The 22,879-nt window shown below is 34.6% G+C and carries 21 protein-coding genes; 4 read left to right on the top strand and 17 right to left on the bottom strand.

All coding sequences use genetic code 11. The features are described from left to right. The first annotated feature begins 17 nt into the window (after window positions 1-17). From NCE97_RS08290 to NCE97_RS08280, 3 genes are read left to right on the top strand one after another with little or no spacing between them, the layout of a single operon-like run. A complete protein-coding gene (locus NCE97_RS08290; RefSeq protein ID WP_353778564.1) occupies window positions 18-848 on the top strand; it encodes an ion transporter in 831 nt (276 codons plus the stop codon). A gap of 3 nt (window positions 849-851) precedes the next feature. Beyond that, window positions 852-1,766 (top strand): tRNA (adenosine(37)-N6)-dimethylallyltransferase MiaA, encoded by a 915-nt coding sequence (gene miaA / locus NCE97_RS08285; RefSeq protein WP_353778563.1) that lies wholly within the window; start codon window positions 852-854, stop codon window positions 1,764-1,766. Continuing rightward, a complete protein-coding gene (locus NCE97_RS08280) occupies window positions 1,753-2,265 on the top strand; it encodes a YybH family protein (RefSeq protein WP_353778562.1) in 513 nt (170 codons plus the stop codon). Before miaA ends, NCE97_RS08280 begins: the two co-directional genes overlap by 14 nt. A gap of 59 nt (window positions 2,266-2,324) precedes the next feature. On the opposite strand, the gene NCE97_RS08275 is transcribed toward NCE97_RS08280, so the two are convergent. The 17 genes from NCE97_RS08275 to NCE97_RS08195 all read right to left on the bottom strand — a co-directional run bounded on the left by NCE97_RS08275 (window position 2,325) and on the right by NCE97_RS08195 (window position 22,051). Continuing rightward, on the bottom strand, window positions 2,325-3,035 hold the full coding sequence (locus tag NCE97_RS08275) for a response regulator transcription factor (RefSeq protein ID WP_353778561.1): 711 nt from the start codon (window positions 3,033-3,035) through the stop codon (window positions 2,325-2,327). A 4-nt stretch (window positions 3,036-3,039) separates the two neighbouring features. Beyond that, window positions 3,040-4,611 (bottom strand): sensor histidine kinase, encoded by a 1,572-nt coding sequence (locus NCE97_RS08270; RefSeq protein WP_353778560.1) that lies wholly within the window; start codon window positions 4,609-4,611, stop codon window positions 3,040-3,042. A 79-nt stretch (window positions 4,612-4,690) separates the two neighbouring features. Then, a complete protein-coding gene (coaE, locus tag NCE97_RS08265) occupies window positions 4,691-5,275 on the bottom strand; it encodes a dephospho-CoA kinase (protein WP_353778558.1) in 585 nt (194 codons plus the stop codon). After that, the gene (locus tag NCE97_RS08260) at window positions 5,272-6,234 is read right to left on the bottom strand and encodes a CdaR family protein (protein ID WP_353778557.1); all 963 of its coding nucleotides are present in this window, start codon (window positions 6,232-6,234) and stop codon (window positions 5,272-5,274) included. Before NCE97_RS08260 ends, coaE begins: the two co-directional genes overlap by 4 nt. A 10-nt stretch (window positions 6,235-6,244) precedes the next feature. Continuing rightward, a complete protein-coding gene (locus NCE97_RS08255) occupies window positions 6,245-7,246 on the bottom strand; it encodes a glycosyltransferase family 2 protein (RefSeq protein WP_353778556.1) in 1,002 nt (333 codons plus the stop codon). A gap of 73 nt (window positions 7,247-7,319) precedes the next feature. Beyond that, window positions 7,320-9,533 (bottom strand): T9SS type A sorting domain-containing protein, encoded by a 2,214-nt coding sequence (locus NCE97_RS08250; protein WP_353778555.1) that lies wholly within the window; start codon window positions 9,531-9,533, stop codon window positions 7,320-7,322. A 234-nt stretch (window positions 9,534-9,767) separates the two neighbouring features. Next, the gene (locus NCE97_RS08245) at window positions 9,768-11,504 is read right to left on the bottom strand and encodes a T9SS type A sorting domain-containing protein (protein ID WP_353778554.1); all 1,737 of its coding nucleotides are present in this window, start codon (window positions 11,502-11,504) and stop codon (window positions 9,768-9,770) included. A gap of 106 nt (window positions 11,505-11,610) precedes the next feature. Further along, window positions 11,611-12,822 carry a T9SS type A sorting domain-containing protein gene (locus tag NCE97_RS08240; protein ID WP_353778553.1) on the bottom strand — a complete coding sequence of 404 codons (1,212 nt, stop codon included), beginning with the start codon at window positions 12,820-12,822 and terminating at the stop codon, window positions 11,611-11,613. A 124-nt stretch (window positions 12,823-12,946) separates the two neighbouring features. Next, complete coding sequence (locus tag NCE97_RS08235) at window positions 12,947-14,680, bottom strand: FG-GAP-like repeat-containing protein (RefSeq protein ID WP_353778552.1); 1,734 nt, start codon at window positions 14,678-14,680, stop codon at window positions 12,947-12,949. A 16-nt stretch (window positions 14,681-14,696) separates the two neighbouring features. Then, window positions 14,697-15,515, bottom strand: coding sequence for an enoyl-ACP reductase FabI (locus tag NCE97_RS08230; protein WP_353778551.1), 819 nt, complete (start codon window positions 15,513-15,515; stop codon window positions 14,697-14,699). 50 nt (window positions 15,516-15,565) lie between these two features. Further along, window positions 15,566-17,218 (bottom strand): DNA repair protein RecN, encoded by a 1,653-nt coding sequence (recN, locus tag NCE97_RS08225; protein ID WP_353778549.1) that lies wholly within the window; start codon window positions 17,216-17,218, stop codon window positions 15,566-15,568. A 61-nt stretch (window positions 17,219-17,279) separates the two neighbouring features. Next, complete coding sequence (gene porD / locus NCE97_RS08220) at window positions 17,280-18,167, bottom strand: type IX secretion system protein PorD (protein WP_353778548.1); 888 nt, start codon at window positions 18,165-18,167, stop codon at window positions 17,280-17,282. Then, a complete protein-coding gene (gene coaBC / locus NCE97_RS08215; protein ID WP_353778547.1) occupies window positions 18,160-19,371 on the bottom strand; it encodes a bifunctional phosphopantothenoylcysteine decarboxylase/phosphopantothenate--cysteine ligase CoaBC in 1,212 nt (403 codons plus the stop codon). The genes porD and coaBC overlap by 8 nt, the downstream gene beginning before the upstream one ends. A gap of 6 nt (window positions 19,372-19,377) precedes the next feature. Beyond that, window positions 19,378-19,707 carry a DNA-directed RNA polymerase subunit omega gene (locus tag NCE97_RS08210; protein ID WP_353778546.1) on the bottom strand — a complete coding sequence of 110 codons (330 nt, stop codon included), beginning with the start codon at window positions 19,705-19,707 and terminating at the stop codon, window positions 19,378-19,380. An 11-nt stretch (window positions 19,708-19,718) separates the two neighbouring features. Next, window positions 19,719-20,531 carry an outer membrane protein assembly factor BamD gene (locus NCE97_RS08205; protein ID WP_353778545.1) on the bottom strand — a complete coding sequence of 271 codons (813 nt, stop codon included), beginning with the start codon at window positions 20,529-20,531 and terminating at the stop codon, window positions 19,719-19,721. A gap of 125 nt (window positions 20,532-20,656) precedes the next feature. After that, on the bottom strand, window positions 20,657-21,532 hold the full coding sequence (gene dapA / locus NCE97_RS08200) for a 4-hydroxy-tetrahydrodipicolinate synthase (RefSeq protein ID WP_353778544.1): 876 nt from the start codon (window positions 21,530-21,532) through the stop codon (window positions 20,657-20,659). Further along, window positions 21,533-22,051 (bottom strand): DUF6913 domain-containing protein, encoded by a 519-nt coding sequence (locus tag NCE97_RS08195; protein ID WP_353778543.1) that lies wholly within the window; start codon window positions 22,049-22,051, stop codon window positions 21,533-21,535. It lies immediately after the preceding gene. A 71-nt stretch (window positions 22,052-22,122) separates the two neighbouring features. Here NCE97_RS08195 and NCE97_RS08190 point away from each other — a divergent pair, with 71 nt between their 5' ends. After that, complete coding sequence (locus NCE97_RS08190; RefSeq protein WP_353778542.1) at window positions 22,123-22,878, top strand: 5'-nucleotidase C-terminal domain-containing protein; 756 nt, start codon at window positions 22,123-22,125, stop codon at window positions 22,876-22,878. Window position 22,879 lies beyond the last annotated feature (1 nt).

The raw sequence follows: 22,879 nt of genomic DNA, 5'->3' as shown, positions 1-22,879 counted from the left end.
TAGTTACTTTTGAATTAATGAAAGATACATCAAATAAGAACTGGCGTGTTAAATTACACGACATCATTTATGAAGCAGACACACCTGCTGGTAAACTATTTGATGTCGTTCTACTTGTTGTAATTATTGCCAGTATTATCTTTGTAATGCTGGAGAGTGTTACTGAATTTGATGAAAAGTATCATGATTTTCTTTTTTATGCTGAATGGATTGTTACAATATTATTCACCTTAGAATATATTGCTAGAATAATTACTGTAAAGCGCCCAAGCAAATATATTTTTAGCTTTTATGGCATCGTAGATTTCCTCTCTACCATACCAATGTATTTATCTTTTTTCATCGTAGGCTCACAATCTTTAGTAGCATTTAGAGCGCTTCGCTTGCTGAGAGTATTCAGGATATTAAAATTGGCAAGATATATAGGTGAATCCACAAATTTTGTTCGTGCTCTAAAAATGAGTAGAGCGAAAATTGCGGTGTTTTTATCTTTTGTACTCATCTTGTGTATCATATTAGGTACTGTGATGTACTTAGTAGAAAGTGAGGAAGGTAGTGGGTTTACCAGCATTCCAAGAAGTGTATATTGGGCCATTGTTACTTTAACTACTGTCGGCTATGGCGATATTGCTCCTGCTACACCTCTGGGACAATTTATAGCGTCATTGATTATGATAATGGGTTATGGTATCATCGCCATTCCTACTGGAATAGTTTCTTCTGAAATGACCAAAGTCAATAAACGAAATGTCAATACCAATACGCAAACTTGCTCAAATTGCATGAAGGATAAGCATAAAGATGATGCTGAGTTTTGTTATAATTGTGGTCACTCCCTTAACGAATAGTTTTTGAATTCCGATTCAACAAAATATCTTATCTCTATAGTTGGCCCAACTGCAATTGGGAAAACCGCTCTCAGCATTAAACTTGCGCAACATTTTAATACAGAAATTATTTCAGCAGATTCCAGACAGTTTTTTAAGGAAATGTCTATTGGAACAGCTGTTCCGAATGAAGAGGAACTTGCTGGAGCCAAGCATCATTTTATTCAACACAAATCTATCGAAGATCCTTATAGTGTTGGTACATTTGAAAAAGACGCCATTCAATGTTTAGAATCTCTATTCAAAACTCATGATGTTGTAATACTAGTCGGTGGCTCTGGATTGTATACTGATGCTATAATAAATGGTTTGGATGACTTCCCAGATGTAGACCCGAAAATACGTTCGCAATTAAATGACAAACTCAATGCTGAAGGGCTTGAAACATTGCAAGAACAATTAAAAGCTCTGGATCCTGCAAGCTATGAAACTATAGCGATTGATAATCCTCACAGAGTCATTAGAGCTCTTGAAATTTCTATAGGTACAGGAAAGCCCTACTCTACTTTTCTAAACAGAAAAAGAACCTCTAGAAATTTTGAAGTGATTACCATTGGGCTTAATGCGGAACGGGAAACTATCTATGACAGAATAAATCGACGCGTAGATATAATGATTTCTGAAGGTTTGCTAGATGAAGCAAAAAAGCTTTTTCCTAGGCGACATTTAAATGCATTAAATACTGTAGGCTACAAGGAGCTGTTCAATTATTTTGATAATGAATGGTCTTTGGAGTTTGCTATTTCCGAAATTAAAAAAAACACCAGGCGTTTTGCTAAAAGACAGTTAACGTGGTACAGAAAGAATGATAATATCATTTGGTTTGACTATCTTACAGATACAAAAACTATAATTGATAGAATCAATGAAATCACTTAGACTATTATCCTTACTTTTCTTTTTTAGCTTTTCGGTATTTTCCCAAAACACTGAAGAACTTAAGTTGATAAATCAGCAAATCTGGGAACCCTTCAGTAAAGCATTTGAAACGTTAGATTCAGACTTATTCGCTTCCATACACAACCCTGCATTACTCAGAGTTTCTGGTGATCAAAAGACCATACGTTTTTTTGATGCTTATATGGCTGGTTATAAGGATCGATGGAAAGATAATACTTCTATAAAACACACCATTTCGTTTAGATTCTTTGAGCGTATTGCTGATAAAAACATTGCTTCTGAAAGAGGTATTTATAAACTTACTATGAATCCAGGTTCCCAAAAAGAAAGAAGCTTTTACGGTCAATTTCATGTGCTACATAAAAAAGTAGATGGAAGATGGAAAATAATTCTAGATTACGACTCTAGTGAAAATGACACGATCAATGAAGCATCATACAATTCTGCTCATGGTATCGATGAATACGACAAATACTAAATAAAAAATCCAGCTTAAAGCTGGATTTTATCTGGTTTGAGGCTGAATATTAATTAACACTAGGCGTTTTGGTTAATTACCAATCTAAAACCTTCTCCGTGGATGTTCAATATTTCAACATTTTCATCTGGTTTTAGATACTTACGCAACTTCGCAATATAGACATCCATACTACGAGATGTGAAGTAATTATCATCGCGCCATATCTTAGTTAACGCCAATTCTCTTGGCATTAAATCATTTTCATGTAAAGCTAAAAGACGAAGTAAATCATTTTCTTTTGGCGATAATTTGATTGGTTCTCCTCCATTAAATCTTAAGAAACGAAGTTTTGAGTTAAGATCGAAACGACCAATCTTGAATTCAAATTGCTTACTGTCAGCAATAGAATCAGTAGCCTTACGCTGCATGATTGCTTTAATTTTCATTAACAGCACCTCACTATCAAAAGGCTTATTCAAATAATCATCTGCACCAACCTTGTATCCTTTTAGCACATCTTCTTTCATGGCTTTAGCAGTTAAGAAAATAATTGGTACATCTGTATTCTTCTCTCTTATTTCTTTAGCCAAAGTGAAACCATCTTTGTAAGGCATCATAACGTCCAAAATGCAGAGATCGTAATCATCTTTCTTGAACTTTTCAAAACCTTCCATTCCATTTTTGGCATGAACAACATCATAATCATTCATCATTAAGTAGTCCTTAAGAACCGTTCCAAAATTTGGATCGTCCTCTACCAATAAGATCTTTTTATTTACTTCTTCCATAATTTTATGATATTAATGGCAGTTTTATTGTAAACTCACTGCCTTTTCCTTTTTCACTTTCAACTGATATATGACCTTGGTGATCTTCAACTATTCGCTTTACATAAGCTAGTCCAAGACCATGGCCTTTTACATTGTGTACATTTCCTGTGTGTTCTCTATAAAATTTCTCGAACACTCGTTTCTGTACTTGTTTAGACATGCCATTACCTTTATCAGCAATTCTTAGTAATATATTGTTCCCAACATTTTCGGTATATACATCGACTTCTGGTGGATTGTCCGAATATTTAATGGCATTATCTAGAATATTGACAATAACGTTAGTAAAATGTGTTTGATTTGCTAAAACAGCCGATTTCAAAGCTCCAAAATGTGTTTTTACGTATCCATTTTGGTCATCAACAATAAGCTGTACATGCGTAATCGCATCTTCTACTATGTCGTGTAGCTTTAGTCGTTCCTTACTTATGTTCAGCTCATTCTTCTCTAATTTAGAAATCCTTAAAACATTTTCTACCTGAGCATGCATTCGCTTATTTTCATCCTTAATCATATTCAGATAACGTTTCACCTTATCTTCGTCATTTAGGATTTTTGGGTTCTTTATGGAATCTAAAGCCAAATTGATTGTTGCGATTGGTGTTTTAAATTCGTGCGTCATGTTATTAATAAAGTCTGTCTTAATCTGAGATATTTGTCTTTGCTTTATTAACTGATAAATTGCACTAGAATACGCCAAAATGATAATTGAAGTAAATAGTACAGATAGTATCAGCATTCCCAAGATTGTTGAGAATAAGAACTTTCGACGCTCAGGGAAATTAATCAGTAAGTTATAGTTACTGTTGTTATTATTATCCCTAAAGATTGGAACCCCATAGTTATAGGCTTCATTCAATTCAAAATTATCTGACTGTACTTTTGTTGCTAGATCTTTGTCATAAATGGCAAACTCAAAATTGAGTTTTATACCATCCTGCTTTAGTCTCTTGCTCAGCAGATGATCTACTATTTTAGCAGAAATTCGCTTATAAATTGGATAGTTTTTGAATCGATCTCTAAACGTTGTTTCGAATAGCTTCTTCTCTACTTCTGGTAGATTGGAAAACTCGGTATACGTTTTTTCCGGATTCACAACCAACTGACCATCTAATGGGTCTCGCTTTAATACTCTTGTAGTACGTTCATTAGTTAAACTACTAATCTCTACACTGTCAATACCTATTTCAAAGAACGTTGATGGCACTTTGTAACTTTCCTCAGAAATGATGTTACGATACTGAATGGTTTCGTCATTTTGTTCATCTTGTATCTCCATAAACAAGCTCTTTATCTGCGTTGTATCTGCTGTTAAGCCTCGCCTCTTATATTCGCTAAGCTTACGAGAATAGTACTTAAACTCTCTATCCTCTAATGCATTGGATACAAAACTTAAAGAACGTGTTACGTTCAGTTCAAATTGTTTGTCTTCGTTTTGGTAGCTGTTATTAATAAAATAGGCTTGTACAGCAATTATCCCAATAAGTGACAAACTCATTAACACCACCAATAAGATGAATAGCCTTTTGTTCATCGTTCAAATTTAATATTTTAACATTTAGCATATATTCTGTTTAACCTTACCTTAACAAAAATGTTAAAATTGCAATTATTTAGGTTAAAGAGGACAACTTTTTATGAAGTTTATATACTTGCTCTTTGGTCTCTGTAAGTGAGTCATTTACAATGACAAAATCAGAGCGTTTTATCTTTTCCCCATCATCAAGTTGATTTTCCATAATTGAAACTGCCTTAGCTCTAGACATGCCTTTTCTGCTTAAAACTCTTTTAATTCTGTCTTCTTTATCTGCCACAACAGTAATTACATAATCGTATTCTTTTTCTTTATTATGTTCAAAGATAATAGCGGCTTCTTTGATAATATATTGTGCGTCTTGTTTTTTTAGCCACCGTTTAAAGTGTGAAGCTACTTTAGGATGTACGATTGCATTCATATTATCTAACAAAGATTTATCCTTGAATATCATTGATGCTATGAAGGAACGATTAAGGCCTTCTTCAGTGTAAGCCTTGTCTCCAAATAATGCGATTAGTTTTCTCCTTATCACCTTAGATCTATTCATCAACAGTTTGGCTTCTATATCTGCAATATAAACTGGCGCTCCCAGTTCGCTAAACATATTAGCTACTGTGGTTTTACCACTACCTATTCCACCTGTTAAACCTATAATCTTCATTCTACAATTATAAAATCAATTTTCGATTGTTTTATACGAACGTTCTTTACTTGTTTTGGTACTTTGACCAATCTTGGAACTAAATTGTTTGTCCCCATTTTTTCTAAGTCCGAAAAATCACAAACGATGCTAAAGTCAGAAGCCTTAATAGCTTTAAAATCTTTTAGTCCTACCCTATAAGTGACACTAACTTCCTTTGGAAAAAAGTTTACACTAATATTTGAAGGTATATTATTAATCTGAACTGGTACTTCAATTTTGCCTTCTGTAAATTTTTCAATCGAATTGATAATGCTAACTTCTTCCTCTGACATCTTCAATACATCTGAAAGCATAGATCTGTCTAACTTTACCTTTTGCGTTATATCAGATTTGACTTCAGTTAGTTCCAATAACTCAGTCTTTACAAAATGTATACCATTGAGTGCAGATTCAGCTCCAACAAATGTAATTGAATCTGGAGAAAATTTTATTGAGTCTAAACTATCATAACCCAGAGCATAAGTAATGTCTCCATTTAAAATAACCGGAACTCTCTTGGTAGACATTCTTTCATAATTAAAGATCAAAGTATCCGGAGTAATTGATACGACTTCATAACTACTTCCGAATAATTCTTCAATCTTATATTGTCCTCTATCTGAAGTCCATATATAGCAGCCTTTGCTTTCACTAACATCTTCGTCCACATTGAGGCGTAATGTTTTTTTAGTAAACTCTAAAGGCAGCATATTAAACCCAATAGCTCTCACAACAGCACGCAGCTTAAGACTATCATTCACTATTGTTTGCTCTTGCGGAACATTAGTAAAATCGATATTTACGTACATCTCCTTAGAATAGGATTGAGAAAGCTTAGTAAGCATCAAAAAAATAAATGCCGCAACGACAAAGCCCATAAACTGCTTTACCTGTTTTCTGCTAACAAAATCTAATATTTTTCTACGTATCCGAATCATCTATTGTAATTTAAAAAAATAGTTTCGGAAAGTACACCTCGGGTTTCTTTTTTAATATATGCAGAACAAAATTCGATTTTAAAAATCCATAACCATACCCAAAAAACTGAACAATACTAGCTATAACTGATTGTAATGCAATAATTAAACTATAAGTCTTCAACAACGAAAACACAAAAATCAAAATGAAATAAACTGCATATAGTTTTATAGGTAATGTAATCTTAAGCAACAATAGTATCACAGAACAGATTAACCCTAAGCTAAACATTGTAGGGAACCAATACATAACACTGCTTGTCTTTGGATGCCACGAATTAAGGATGGGTCTCACCAGGCCAAATTTATAAACTTGCTGGGCAAATTTTTTCCAAGAGATACGTCGCTTATGATATACATATGCTTCTGGAATTAATGTCGTACTATACCCCAAATTCCATAACCTAATCGACAAATCTGGGTCTTCACCAGGATGAATGCTTCCGAAGCCTTTAGAGGCCTCGAATGCAGCTTTTGAAATCCCCATATTAAAACTTCTTGGCTGAAATTTTTGCAATTGCTTTTTCCCACCCCTTATACCTCCTGTAGTAATAAAAGAAGTCATTGTAAAGTCTATTGCCTTTTGAAGCGATGTAAAAGAACTATGTGCAGCATCTGGTCCTCCAAAGCAATCAACATAGTTTTCGGTTAAACGCTTCTTAACTGCATTTAAATAGCTCGGTGGCAATAGTACGTCGGAGTCTAATATTATGAAGTAATTACCTTTAGCTTTTTGCATACCATAATTTCTGGAAAACCCAGGGCCAGAATTCTCTTTAAAGTAATATGAAATGTTCAATTGCTCATTATAGTTTTCTACCACATGCTTAGAATGATTTGTAGAACCATCTTCTATAATAACAATTTCAAAATCTAGGCTTCCTTCAAGCTTCAGAAAACTTTGTAATAATTCCTCTATTTCATCAGGGCGATTATGAACGGGAATAATAAAAGAAAACGCAATGTTGCTCATGGCAACAAAAATAAGTAAAGAAAACACAAAAGCCACCAATTGGTGGCTTTTGAAATTTTATATGTATAAAAATTTATTGCTTTAAAATTCTTATAGTTTGAGTAGTATCATTAATCGATACTTTTACAAAATAAGATCCATTTGCTAATTCAGACATATCAACTACTGAATCTACACTGTTAGGAGAAGTTCTTAATACTTCCTGCCCTAAGATGTTATAGATAGAAACATTCTGAATGTTATTTTGTGCGTTTAAGTTAAGCGTGTTCTTAACTGGGTTTGGATAGTAAGTAAACGCGTTTTGGTTTTCGAATGACTCAACAGAAAGAGGTGCTTCAGTAATAGTTACTTCTTGAGTACCCTCTTCTGATCCGTTGTTCCAAACTTGTAGATAATAAGTTACACCATCTGTAAGACCTGTAACATTAACCGTTCCTTCATCAGCAGAACTACAAGCTAACTCTGTTAATGCTCCACAAGTACCACTATATACAGCAACGTGAGTCGCAGTAGCAGTAAGCGTACCATTAGAAATACTATTAGCAGTAGTAACATCTACTTCACCACTAGCAGGACCAGTAAATGTATACCATACATCAGCGATAGAGTTAAATAAATCACAAGTAGGTTGGTCAGCATTAACTGTAGCACAAGTATTATCTGCTGTAAATGCTGTACCAATAGAAGGTGCTGCAATTGCACTAGCACAATCTTGATTAGCTTGAGCTGGAGAACAAGCAGAAGCACAAGTAATAGTAAGATCAAAATCACCTACACTACCAGAGTTCCATCCTTCTACAGCAATCCAGTATGTTGAAGTACCATCTGAAGTAAACGTTAAGTAAGATCTCGTTGTACCACCTTGACCACCACATTCAGCAGCGTTATCATCGTTACCAGCTACTAATGTTAAGTTTCCAGAAGTACCAGTATAGATTAATACAGAAGTATCGTAAGCTGAAGGACAAAGATCGATAGTTACGTCTTCAGCAGAACCAGATCCTGTGTAAGAGAACCATACATTTGGTGCATCCATATCAGCTCCAAAACCATCTGGTGCATCGTCTTCATCAAGAGTTGCAAGAGATGTAGATCCTAGTATATTATCATTACAGTTTAATGCTTGAGCATTTGCAAAATCATCATTAGCAGGAGGCATTGGACCTTCACTTAAACAAAGTGTAAAATCTCCTTCGCCGCCTTGGTCATACCATATAGCTAAAACATAAGTTGTAGATGGTGTTAATCCGCTAACAACAGAAGTTCCACCTCCACAATCAATTTCTGTACCTGCACAAGCATCAAATACTGCGTACTCAAAAGTACCAGTCTGAGTACCATTAGTAACGCTTATTTCAACATCCCCAGATGCTGGTGCATCAAAGGTATACCAAGTATCGATATTTGTACCAAATGTATCACAGCTATAAGTCGCACCACTATCTGTAGCACTAGTGTGATCAGTTGTTACAGTCGAAGTACAATCACCTTCTGGGTTTACAGTAACATTGATTGGGCTGGCACACTCATCGTTAGATGGTGGTGGTGCAGGTGTAGAGAATTCAAATAAAACGTAGTTAGAAGTTCCGCTTCCTCCACAGTCAGTTTGAATATAAAGATCATAAGGCATACCTGCAGTCAAAACAGCTCCTGAAGAATCTGTTAAACCAGCTACTCCAACTCCTGTAGCTAAAGCTCCTGGCGTCCCTTGAGCAACATTATCTGGTTGGATTTCCCAATTGTATCCTGTTGGTGTACCAAAAGTAGGTGCTGTCCAACTAAAGTCTATTTGCGTTCCTGTAACAGTATCTGCAGTAACAGCTTCTGGGTCTCCACAAGCTGGAGCAGGTGTAAATGTTAATGTCCAATCGAAAGGTCCGTCTTCCCATTCGTCAGACCACTCAATATAATAAGTAACACCGTTACTTACTAAAACGCCTGTTACTTCAGAAGCCCATAAGTCACCTGTTCCTAAGTCACACTCATCATCATTTTGAGCAATTGGAGTCAATGTCCCACAAGTTCCTGTTCCAACACTTAAGTCAGTATCTGCTCCACCATTACAGGCAGATACATCTATAGTACCGTCTCCAGGTGCTGTAAAAGTATACCACGCAGAATCTGTACCAGATGGTGCCATTTCAGAACTTCCAGTACCATCAGTAATTGTAGTGGTATTTGTCACTCCTGAAGTCACAGCTACAGCAGTACCACATGTGTCTTGTGCATACGCATTAAATGCAAAGCACACGGTTAATAAAGTAAAAAGTTGAGTAATTTTCTTCATAAAAAAAGGTTTATGTGATTAATTAGCGATTTAAGCAGTCAATATATATACTTTTTGACAATTAAGGATAAAAACCCTAAGCCTTTTTTTAACAGCAAGTTAGAGATTAGACAAAGTGCTAATAAAAACGATGAAATGCACACTTGCCTGTGTTTTAAAATATTATTCTTATACAGTTCTCTAGTAGATTTCTTAAGGGAATTTATAGTCGATCAAAAATTATATAAGAAAAAGTTATTGCTTTAAAACCCTGATGGTTTCTGAGGCACTATCAGTAGATACTTTGACAAAATAAGATCCTGTCGTTAATTGAGACATATTAAGCTCTAAATCTGTAGCATTGTGAGTAGACCTATATACTTCTTGCCCAATAATATTATGAATGGTTATAAGTTGAATATTACTCCGAGCTTTTATATTCAGCACATCTTTTACAGGATTAGGGTAAATATTAATTTGAACATACTCCTCTTCCTCAATGTTCAATTGATTATCACCTTCTTTAATCTCTAACACTTGATTAGGGCTTACATCATATAATACATCTACTATCCCGCTAAGCCATGTTACTTTGATATAGTCTATATTGGTTGCGTCTGCGACACCAAAAAATTCATAATCGGAGTTTTGGCCTAAATATCCTTCTCCACACAACGTATATCTGTATTGAGTTTGATAATTTGCTCCTAATTCTATTCTAGACCCTACACCTTGCCTATTGCTTGTAGTTCCTTCTAATTTTATCTTGAGCCAATTATTATTGGTAGTGGTTTGGTTTTCCCAGAGAAAAATATCCTCATAATTAGAATTACTTACTACAATCTCTGGTAACCCATCATTATTTACATCTCCAAGAGCGTTGGAATAGCTTTCTCCATTATCACCAATAAAACCAGCATTTTCAGGAATCGTAAAAGTTCCAGAAGTAACTCCTTGGTTTTCAAAATATGCTGCAGAGAGGTAGTTTGGATTACTACCGTCTAATGAACCACTGACGTAAAGGTCTAAGTCGGCATCTAAATCGGCATCAAAAAATATAGCTCCCCAACTCAAACTATAAAAAATTGTGTTAGTAGATTCTGCAATATCTGTAAAAGTTCCATCACCGTTATTCTTTAGCAGTACATTTCCATTAGCATCATTAGTGACATATATATCTAACCATCCGTCGTAATTGAAATCCTCAACTGTAACGGTCATCGCATCTATAGTAATGTCAGTTCCAGAAACTTCACTTACATCTGTAAATGTTCCATCACCATTATTTTTATATAGTGTATTTGCATTATCTGGCTTATCATTGGATACATATATATCTTGCCATCCATCGTTATCATAATCCAAAAAGGCAGCACAAAATGATAGATCACTACTGTAATTAATACCAGCTTGGTCACTTACATTAGTAAACGTACCATTACCATTATTTTTGTATAATCTGTTAGGACTGAACATAAACTCCCCTCTATTAGATAGAAACAAATCTAAATATCCATCATTATCATAATCTCCCCAAGATGCACCATAGGTACTTAAGCTAGTCAAAGGTAATCCAGCTATGATAGTAACATCGATCAATGTACCATTATCATTTCTATATAACCTATTAATACCGGTATCACTAGTAATCAAAAGGTCTTTATCTGAATCATTATCATAATCTACCCAAACAACCTGTTTATGCTGTTGTGAGTTTTCAGGAATAAGTTCTGTAGCTAAAGTAAAACTGCCATCTTGTTGATTTTCGTAGATCTTAATATTATCTCCTTGTTGAGTAGCTATGGTAATATCATCCCAACCATCATTATTAAAGTCGTTGAAAGATATTCCTCCGCCCAAATATATAATTCCGCAATAATCATCTACGCTAAAGTCGGCAGCATTTTCTGCAAAATAGGTTTGTGCTTTGATTATTAATGTATTCGAAAGTAGGATGAGGCAAGTAAAAAAAGTCGTGTAATGTTTACGCATAGTCTACATTTTAAGGGAACTTTCTAGTACCTGTGATTATATCAAAAATAAAAAAAACCGCTTAATAAAAAATATTAAGCGGCATAACTCGATAAAACTATCAATTTTACTGTTTAATCAACTTTATTGTTCTTTTAGCGTTATCAATAGACAATACTGCGATGTAAGCTCCAGCTCTTAAATTAGATAAATCTAATTGTGTGCCTGAATTAATATTTTTAATCTTTTTTACTGCTTGTCCTAAGACATCGTAAATGACCAACGTATCTATGTTACTTAAAGAATTGACATTTAAAACATTCTTCATCGGATTAGGAAATAGTGTAACATTCTCCAACTCTGATTCTCCAATACTTAATGTATCTCCATAAGCAGAAATTGCAAATGGCTCTGCTTCATCACCTCCATCTTCCCAAACTCTAATATATATCATCTCGCCTGGAGTTAGAGTCGTAAGCTCTACTAAGGAATAATTTCCTTCAGTATTATCTGATTCATCATTACATCCTATACTAACCAAATTATTCATCGGCCCAGAAAAAACTTCAATTACAGAATCAAATCCTGAAGTATCATTTGAATCCATACCAGTTTCTAACATTAAAGATCCGTTACTTGGTACAACTGCTCTGTACCATACACCTGGACCATCTACTCCACATCCTGCAGATTGACTATCCATAGTAGCTCCAAGTACAGTGCCATCAATTTTATGATCATCATACACTGCTCCAACTTCCAAAGTAATTGCATTAGCTATATCATCATTAACTGGTGGTGCTTGACTCGTAGATTGAGAAATAACAATGTCATCTATATATAGAAAGTAATCTCCTGATGCGTATGTAGCATTTATTCTAAACTTAAAATCTGAGCCAGCAGGAATATTACCTCCAGATACTGTATATGATAAGTTTGCACATTGATTCGAAGTAACATGATTACTATCGTCTATAGTTTCGATAGTAACCCAGTTAGATCCATCATCTGTTGAATACTGAATATCAAAATGTCCCCAACCAGGTTGAGTAGCAATCGTTCCCAATCCCCAATCAACAATTTTATAATCCAAGCTAACGCTAAGATCATTTCCGTTTGATTGACCTACTACATTTGGTGATTGCATATCACCAGATGTCGCAGTAGAAAAGATACTCTTTCTTGCTGATGTCCCAGAACAAGGGTTTATACTAATAAAGAAAAATGTATTGGTGTCCCATCCTTGGGCTCCATTATCAAAATCTTGGGTTAAGTCAATTTGCGAATGTAATACGAATGAGGCTAAGCAAAGTATTACAAATAAAGTAGTTTTTTTCATGGGGCAAATACTTAATTTGTTAGCTAGATGACGCTATTGCGCATCAAATTATGTGGTCAAAGTAAAGTATAATTTTGTTAAAATGCAAATAAATCCGACAAAATACTTATTATGTTGTATTTTCTTACTTTTTTATAATCTTATAGCTTTTGACTGTGTTGTCTAAGGTTTCCAAGGTCAAAGTGTATAAACCAGAAGGTATATTTAAATTAACTTTGTAAGAATTTACAATCATAATATTCTCCTCACTATATATTAATTGACCAAGTGTATTGGTAATCTTCAAACTAGTTAGAGGATTATATGTAGTTATACGTATTTCATCATCAAATGGATTAGGGAAAACATTAATTTTTGGTAAAAAATTATCTTGTATAGAAAGTGTAGATCCTTCAACTACTTTAATAACCTGATTTGCTTGGACATTATACATTATATCTTCTGTACCACTAAGCCATTTTACTTTTACATAGTCTACTTCAGTATTGTGTCCAAGTCCAAAAATCTCTTTCAGGCTATTTTGTGACATGTATCCTTCTCCACACATGATATAACGATATTGTTTATCGTCTTCAATACCTATTTCAATTACAGAACCCACACCGTCTTTATTACTCGTTACGCCTTCCAACTCAACACCTAAATAATTATTACCTGTTGGTGTTGTATTCTTGTATATTGAAGGTGGAGTATTATTATTGTATACAATAATATCTGGTTTACCATCATTGTCTATATCTCCTGTGGCGTTAGCAAAACTGCTATAATCGTCTGAAGAAAACCCAGCATTACTTGGTGTAGTGAATGTCTCACTTCCAATGTTTTCATAGAATAGTGTTGATACCAAACCTGGTGAAGATCCATCAAACATACCGCTAACATGCAAATCTAAATCTGTATCATTATCTGCATCTAAAAACACCGAGCCCCATGCGAAACTATTGAATATAGTCCCAGAACTACTTGCTATATCTGTAAATGTACCATCTCCATTATTCCTAAAAAACACATTTCCTCCTGGATCACTTATAGGGAAATAGGTATTGGTAACATATATATCGAAAAAGCCATCGGAATTGAAATCGTCTACTGTAACTGACATAGCGTCCATTACTACACCTGTCCCTGTGGAAAAACTTACATCTGTGTAAGTACTATCTCCATTATTTCGATATAAGATGTTGGGAGAATTTTTATCATTAGCAATATATATGTCCTGCCAGCCATCATTATTGTAATCTAAAAACCCTGAACAAAAGGTAAGCTGATATTCAATAGCAATTCCTGATGCAACTGTAACATCAGTGAAGGTTCCATCTCCGTTGTTCCTGTATAGATAGTTAGCTATGTTATTGCCTGTGACAATTCTATTGGAAATGAAAAGATCCAAATACCCATCGTTGTCTATTTCTCCCCAAGACACTCCATAGGTATACAAATTGTCTATTGGAAGTCCTGAGGTTGCTGTAATATTTTGAAGAATAAGATTTCCTGTATTTTCATACAGCCTGTTACCATGTGTATCACTGGTAACAAAAAGGTCTTTATCCCCATCATTATCAAAATCTAACCAATTGACTGTTTTGGTTTGATAATCGATTACTGGAATGATCGGGAAAATCTCTAAAAAGTATCCTGAAAAATTCTTGTAAAATCGTAGCGGAACACCATCAGCAGATGGTAAAGTAATATCATCCCATCCGTCACCGTCAAAATCGACGAAACTTATACCACCTCCCAATATAATAAATCCAGGATCGTTAGTAACCCCTAGTGCGGAAGATTGTTCTTCAAATGAAATTTGAGCGTGTAAAGATGTACAAAGCAGAAAAATTACAATGTTCTTTACGCCTCTCATGTATGTGGTTGGTTAGTTACTGATTGTCCACAAACGCATCCATTACAGCATCGCTAACTCCCATATTACTGAAACCACCATCATTATATAGATTCTGTAACGTGACTCGCTTGGTTAAATCACTAAATAAAGTTACGGTATAATTTGCACAATCCAAAGCCGTAGCATTTCCAAGTGGAGACATTTTATCAGCATAAGCTATAAATCCATCAAATCCTTTAACACCTTGCCCAGCAGTTGTAGGCGTTGGAGACTGAGAAATTGTGTTTACTCTAACGTTTTTATCTCTTCCGAAGAAATATCCAAAACTACGTGCTATACTTTCTAAATATGCTTTATTATCTGCCATATCATTATAATCTGGGAACACGCGTTGTGCAGCCATATAAGTTAAGGCCACGATACTTCCCCATTCGTTCATAGCATCAGCTTTGTAGAGGGTTTGCATTACCTTATGAAAAGACATCGCAGAAACATCTGTACCTTTTTGCGTCCAATCGTATTTCTGGTCTGTATAAGCTTTTCCTTTTCTAACATTTACAGACATTCCTATGGAATGTAATACAAAGTCTAACTTACCGCCTAGTATCTCCATTGATTTTTGCACTAAGTTTTCAAGGTCTTCTATAGAAGTTGCGTCAGCTGGTATAATTTCAGAACCCGTTTTTTCTGCCAACTCATTGATTTGTCCCATTCTCATAGCAATTGGTGCATTGGTAAGCACAAATGTCCCACCTTCTTCATGAACACGTTCAGCAGTTTTCCAGGCAATTGAGTTTGCATCCAAAGCTCCGAATATGATTCCTCTTTTTCCTTTTAATAAGTTATATGACATTGTAATCTATTTAAGTTTTTGTTGTTAGTTTTCTGGTGTCAAAGATACTATTAATTCAATAACTCTTTTGCATGCAAAATAGCTGAGTCAGAAACTTCAGTGCCACTGAGCATCTGAGCAATTTCAACAATGCGATCCTCATGACTGAGTCGCGTAAGTTGAGTTTGAGTTATATCATTAATATCTTCTTTATATACTTTAAAATGTGAATCTCCTTTTGCTGCAATCTGAGGCAAATGCGTAATGGCAAATACTTGCATATTATTACTCATTGCTTTCATAATTGCACCCATTTTGTTTGAAATCTCTCCTGATACACCAGTATCTATCTCATCAAACATGATAGTAGGCAGATGTTCATAATTTGATAAGATTGCCTTGATAGACAGCATGATTCGTGATAACTCGCCTCCAGATGCTGATTTCTTTAGTGTACTAAAATTACCGCCTTTATTTGCCGAGAACAAGAACGCAATACTGTCTCGTCCGCTTGATGTAAAATCTTCAGTAGGATTTAGCTCTATTTTGAATTGAGCATTAGGCATTCCAAGATCATTAAGCGATTCTTGCAACTGATTGATTAAATCTGGAATGACCTTGAGTCTATTGCCTCTAATGGTTTCAGATATATTATTCAGTGCTTTTGTTTTGTCTGCAATATCTAATTCTACAGCTTCTATTTCTGAATCTAAGCCTTCAGTATCTGATACTTTTTTTGCTAAACCGTCCTTAATCTCCAATAGTTCATCGACTGAACTTACATTGTGTTTCTGGAGTAAGGCGTTAATAACATTGATTTTATCCGTAAGCCATTGTAATCGCTGTGGATCAGCTTCTGTACCGTCCAACAAACGATCTATATCTACTGCAGCATCATCTAATTCTAAAAGCACACTTTGTATTCTATCATAAAGCTTACTATACTCTTGAGAAACTGAATTTAAACTTTGCATTGAATTACTCAAGGTTCTTAACTGAGTCAAAATCCCTACTTGATCGTCACTCAATAATTGACTGGATTCTGATAGATGTAACTTAATAGATTCAACATTATCGAGCATTTCATACTCTTCTTCATGCGTAGCCAATTCTCCGCTAACCAACTGAGCCTCTTCTAACTCATTCAACAAAAACGCATTATAGTCTTTTTCTTTTACTGCTTCAGATTGAATAGTTTTCAGCCTTAACAATTCTTGCTTTAACCCTTTTAATTCAGATAACTGTGATTTGTATGACTTTAAATAATCAGAATTATTAGCTAAAGCATCAATAACCTGCAATTGGTAGTACTCTTGCGTGAGTATTAATGTTTGATGTTGAGAGTGAATATCTATGAGGTGTTCACTAAGTCTTTGCAAGATGTCTAGTGTAACAGGAGAATCGTTTACAAAAGCTCTAGACTTACCTGATGGCAATATTTCTCTCCTAATAATGGTTTGAACTTCGTAGTCTAAGTCTTCGTCTTTAAAAAGAGTTTTTAAATTATAATTTGCGATATCAAAAACAGCTTCTATAATACATTTTTTAGAGGTGTCTTTGACCATATTTAAGTCTGCTCGTTTTCCAAGAATAAGCATAAGTCCACCTAAAAGAATAGATTTTCCTGCGCCTGTTTCACCAGTAATTATGGTTAAGCCATTATTGAAATCTACACTTAGATTATCTATTAGCGCATAGTTTTTTATGGAAAGTGATGTAAGCAAATAACAATACTTAGGTTAGTAATGCTAAAGTAATTGCATTTTTTCAGAAATAAAACGACTGTTAATAACTAATCTCCTTCCACTTAGAAGCATGCAAAGGTGCAATTCTGTTTAAGGTTGTAAGAAGGTCAGTGATTTTAACGCTAGGCCCACCAGAGAAAACATCTAAGATTTCTTCAGACTTGGCGTCAAAGAATATGCGCATCAAAAACGAATTAGGACGTCTTTGATTGAGTGGATTAAGACTGTTTAATGAACTCGCAATGCTGGTTTTTGCTTTGCTAGTAGACTCTGCCATTTGGTCCAACCCTTTGTAATGGTAGTTATACATTACGTCTCTAAATTCCTTGTATGTAGGTGATAATATATCTGTGATCAAAGCAAATCTAGATTGTCTACCATCTTCTAGTTTCCAGCCTTTCAAATTACTTTGCTGAGAATAATTCATGATTATTTGAGCTTGTCTAAAATAATCGCTTCCTCCATTTTGTGCAAAAGAATCTGCATCCAATCCTAAAATTATATACACGTGAAATGCTAAGACTGATACTAAGTTAGATTCGAATTGGTTCGGATTGTAGACAAAGTTCTGAAACTGCAAATAGGTGAAATTGAAATCCTGATCATTGAAATTGTAGATCGGTGTTGAATACGATGAATTAAACACAGGTCTAGAAGATTGTATCTGAAGTGTTGCTTCAAAAGCATCAGAACTATTTTCTTGTATGGTGATAACCATACTACAATTAATCTTTTCTTGAGGTTTGAATGTTTTATTGGTCCATTTTGTAGAATTGACAAATTCCTTTACCTGACGTTCTAAGGTTTTGAAGACTTGTAGGTTTTCATTTCCTGTAAGTTGTGCATTAACAATAACGTCACAGTTAAGCTCCTGAGCGTTTATTACAAAACTTGAAATGAGTGCTATAATGATGCTAATTCTACGCATGAATCTTTGTTGTAATTAAGGCTATTAAATCTTCGGCAACTTCGGTTTTGGACTTTAAACCATTTTCCAACACCTCTCCTGCCTTGGTTATAAAAGTAACTTTATTTGTTGAAACTCCAAAACCAGCTCCTTTATCATTCAAGGAGTTTAAAACTATCAAATCTAAGTTCTTGGATTGCAATTTTCCTTTAGCATTTTCAAGTTCGTCATTAGTTTCTAAAGCAAATCCAACTAAAAACTGACTGGACTTTATTTCGCCTAACGATCTTAGAATATCTTTAGTTTTTTCTAACTCTATAGTTAACGAGCTATCCTTCTTTTTTATTTTCTGATTTGCAACAAACTTTGGTTTATAGTCAGCAACGGCAGCAGATAATATCGCTATATCAGTGCTATTGAAATGCTTATGAGCTTCATTATACATTTCATCACCACTAACTACTCTAGTAACATTAATTAAGCTATGACTGACCATTTCCTTCGATGGACCAGTTATTAGCTCTACCTCAGCACCTGCGTTGGCTGCTGCTTTGGCAATTTCAAATCCCATTTTACCACTAGAGTGATTGCCTATAAATCTTACTGGATCTATAGCTTCGTAAGTAGGCCCTGCTGTGATCAGTACGTGTTTTCCTTTTAGTGGAAGTTTGTTGAGGATATCTTTTTCAATAAACTCAACGATATCTTCTGGCTCTGCCATTCTGCCCTCTCCTACCAAACCACTGGCTAATTCTCCACTTGTAGCAGGAATCATGATATTACCGTATTCTGAAAGTTTAGCAAAGGAGTTTTTAGTGGATTTGTGCTTGTACATATCCAAATCCATTGCTGGAGCAAAATATACTGGGCATTTTGCTGACAGATAAGTGGCCATCAATAGATTATCGCAAACTCCACTAGACATTTTAGCTAATGTATTCGCTGTCGCTGGAGCGATAACAAATAAATCTGCCCAGAGACCAAGCTCAACATGGTTATTCCAAACCGCATTTTCATCTTCTTCATTAGTAAAAGAAGAATGCACCTGATTCTTTGATAAGGTCGATAAGGTTAAGGGTGTAATAAAGTCCTTAGCTGCAGGTGTCATAATGACTTTTACTTCTGCACCTGATTTTATAAATAAACGGACTAAGTTGGCTGTTTTATAAGCGGCAATACCAGCCGTTACGCCTAGCAGTATTTTTTTGCCGCTTAATATAGACATCTTATATTATTCCTGAGTATCCTCAGTATTTCTGTAGTAAATCTTGTCTTCTAACCACTCTTGTACAGCTAATGCATGTGGCTTAGGTAACTTTTCATAAAACTTAGAAACTTCGATTTGCTCTTTGTTTTCAAAGATTTCTTCTAAGCTATCGTTGTAAGTAGCAAACTCTTCTAACTTATCAATAAGCTCTCTTCTAATGTCTGTATTGATTTGTTCAGCTCTTTTTGAAATCACAGAAATAGCCTCATAGATGTTTTGAGTAGGCTCATCTATGTTATTTCTATCATACGTAAGCGTAGTTGTTGGTGCGTTTGTGTTTTTTAAATCTTTCATTTCAAAAACGTTTAACTTTTTGTATTGTATTGTTTTTGAAGCTCTAACAATTCAGTATTCATCTGATTTGCTTGCTCCTTTAATTCTTCGTCTTTAGCAGATTTCATGTAGTTGTTATAATACGTTAGTGCCGTATTAACACGCTCTTCTTTCTTGCTTTCTATACTATTGACTGCTAGTTTGTAAGCTGAATCCAACTTCCAGAAAAGTGCTTCTTCTCTAAATGTTGTACCAGGATACTTCAACAACAAATTATCCATAGACTTTATGCATGCTAAATAATCTATTGATACTCTTGCTGTATAGTTGTATTGCTTCCCGATCTCAAAATCTTTCTTCTCTAACTTGTAATCCAATTCTTTAACCATTTCATTGGCTTCAGATAAATATTGAGATTCTGGATATCTGTTTATAAATAATTGAAGTTTCTCAATAGCTTCAATCGTTTCTGCTTGTTCTTTACTATAAATAGGTGACAGCTGATAGTAGCTCTTAGCGGCTAAAAATGCTGCTTGCTCTACCTTTTCGCTATTTGCATATGCTGTAACAAAACGGTCGAACTGATATCCCGAGATATGGTAATCTTTCAATTCGTAAAATGAATTGGAGTACATAAACATCAACTTCTCAGCTTGTGGCTTCCCTCTATAATTAGGCACGATTTGCGCAAACAATCTGTTTGCTTTGTTCCACTTACCTTCTTCATAAAGTTTAGTCCCAAGCTCAAACTTGGTTTTAGTATCTTCAGATTTTAATGCCTTTTGAAATTCGCTACATGAGCTAAACATCAACAGAAGACCAAATATTGCAAAGTATTTTCTCATAGGTAAAAACAGGGTGCAAAATTACACAATTTTAACGTATTATAAAAACAATTATTTCAATCGAAAGTAATAGTTCTTTGATGAGTTAATAAGCTTTTAGGCAAAATTTAACTTTTACTAGGCTATTACACTTTCTTTATCGCTTCTCTGATACGTGCTTTTAACTCGCTTGTTGCAGTAACCAAAGGCAGTCTAACGGTATCCTTGCATAATCCTAGAGCTTCCATTACTGCTTTGATTCCTGCTGGATTATTTTCAGAAAAGATAAGACCAGTAAGCTCCATAAGTTTGAAATGTAATGTATACGATTCTTTTGCATTTCCATCTAGCCCCAATCTAATCATGTTTGAAAACTCTTTAGGAAAAGCCTGTCCAATAACAGAAATTACTCCTGCTCCACCTGCCAAAACTACGCCAAGTGCTAAATCGTCATCACCTGAAATAATTAAAAAATCCTCTGGCTTATCCTTTATAAGTTCAAGATATTGCTGAACATTATTTCCTGCCTCTTTTACAGCAATAATATTATCAAAATCTCTGGCCAACCTCAATGTGGTTTCTGGTTCCATATTTTTTGAAGTCCTTCCTGGAACATTGTAAACTATAATCGGAATTGGAGAGTTCTCTGAAATGGCTTTAAAATGCTGGTATAAGCCTTCTTGCGTAGGCTTACTGTAATAAGGTGCTACTGAAAGTAATGCATCAATGTTACTTAGGTCTGTAGATTTAATTTCATCAATGACATTTGCTGTATTATTTCCACCTATACCTAGCACTAAAGGTAATCTACCTGCATTTGTCTTGACAATAGTATCAACAATAGCCTTTTTCTCATCTTTCGTTATCGTAACGCTTTCACCTGTGGTACCACTGATTACCAAATAATCGATACCATTTTCAATATTAAAGTTTACTACATTGGCTAGTGCTTCATGATCCACACTCGAATCCTCTTTAAAAGGTGTAATTAAGGCTACTCCAGTACCTTTGAACTTCGTCATTTACAATTTGTTTAATACAGTTAAATATTTTTTTAATTCTAGTTTGAATACCTCTTGCTGTCTTACCTCAACATCAATAATAAGATCATATAATCGTTCATCGACACCAGATAGCCCAACTTTGAATTTTGCCTTAGATAATGCAGTGATAAGATTAAGCTCAAGAATATCTGACTTAAAATAACTTATCAAAACATCAAACTCGGTATCTAGGAAAGTCTGTAAGTCGATACTATTGACCTTTCCTTTCCATCCAAAATTTTTAGGAATAAAATAGGTATCCCAAAGGTTGTTGATTTTCTTTTCGTCATTCACAAAAGCAGCAACTTTCGACTTAGGAGATGTAAGCCCTAACTCTTTGAAATACAAACGAAAAGATTCAAAATCATCATACTCTTCAAGGTTCAATAACACACCTATAGTTTTCACCTTATCATTTGTAAACACAGCCTTTCTTGAGTTTAACAAACTGTTGATGTATTTTTGATTGGATTTTTCCCTGAAAGCCTTTAAAATCATTTATATTTATCCTTTCGACAAATTTAGCAAAAGCAATTGCAAATTTTTGTTAACCTAATTACAGTTTTTAAATGAATTTTAAACAACTTATACTTCTTTCTAGTATTGTTTTGATTGTCTCTTGTAAACAAGACTATCAGCTAAATAGAATAGAGGGAAAACGCATCGAAATTACTGATGCATTAAAATCAGATGACTCTATTGAAGCATTTATAAAACCTTTCCGGGAGCATGTAAACAATGATTTAGATAGTGTACTAGCCTATTCTGTCGATACTTACTCAAAAACTGATGGCGAGTTTAATACCGCCATTGGTAACTTAATGGCCGATATTGTATATGAGCAAGCCAGCCCTATTTTTAAGTCAAGGACTGGAGATAATATTGACTTTGTATTACTAAACCATGGAGGTATACGATCAATTATTTCTAAGGGTAATGTCACAACAAGAACAGCTTACGAAGTCATGCCTTTCGAAAATTCTATTGTTGTAGTTGACCTTAAAGGTGAACAGGTTAAAGAACTTTTGAAATATTTGGCAAATGCTAAAAGAGCACATCCTGTGTCTAATCTAGAACTAGTCTTGGACAGAGAGTTTTTTGTTGCCTCTGCAAAAATTCAAGGAGAACCTGTGGACTATAACAAAAATTATATGGTTGCTACGAATGACTACTTATACAATGGTGGTGATCGCATGACGTTTTTTCAAACTAATGATAGCTTATATGTCTTAGATTATAAAATTAGAAATGCCTTGATTGATTATTTCAAAAAGGTGGATACGATAAGCCCAGTGGCAGATGAAAGGTTCATTCAATTAAAATAGA

Origin of the sequence: Winogradskyella sp. 3972H.M.0a.05 (assembly GCF_040493455.1) — a bacterium.
In the GTDB taxonomy this organism is placed as follows: Bacteria; Bacteroidota; Bacteroidia; order Flavobacteriales; family Flavobacteriaceae; genus Microcosmobacter.
Note: the sequence above shows the minus strand (reverse complement) of the source record. Positions and strands in the feature narration are given on the sequence as shown.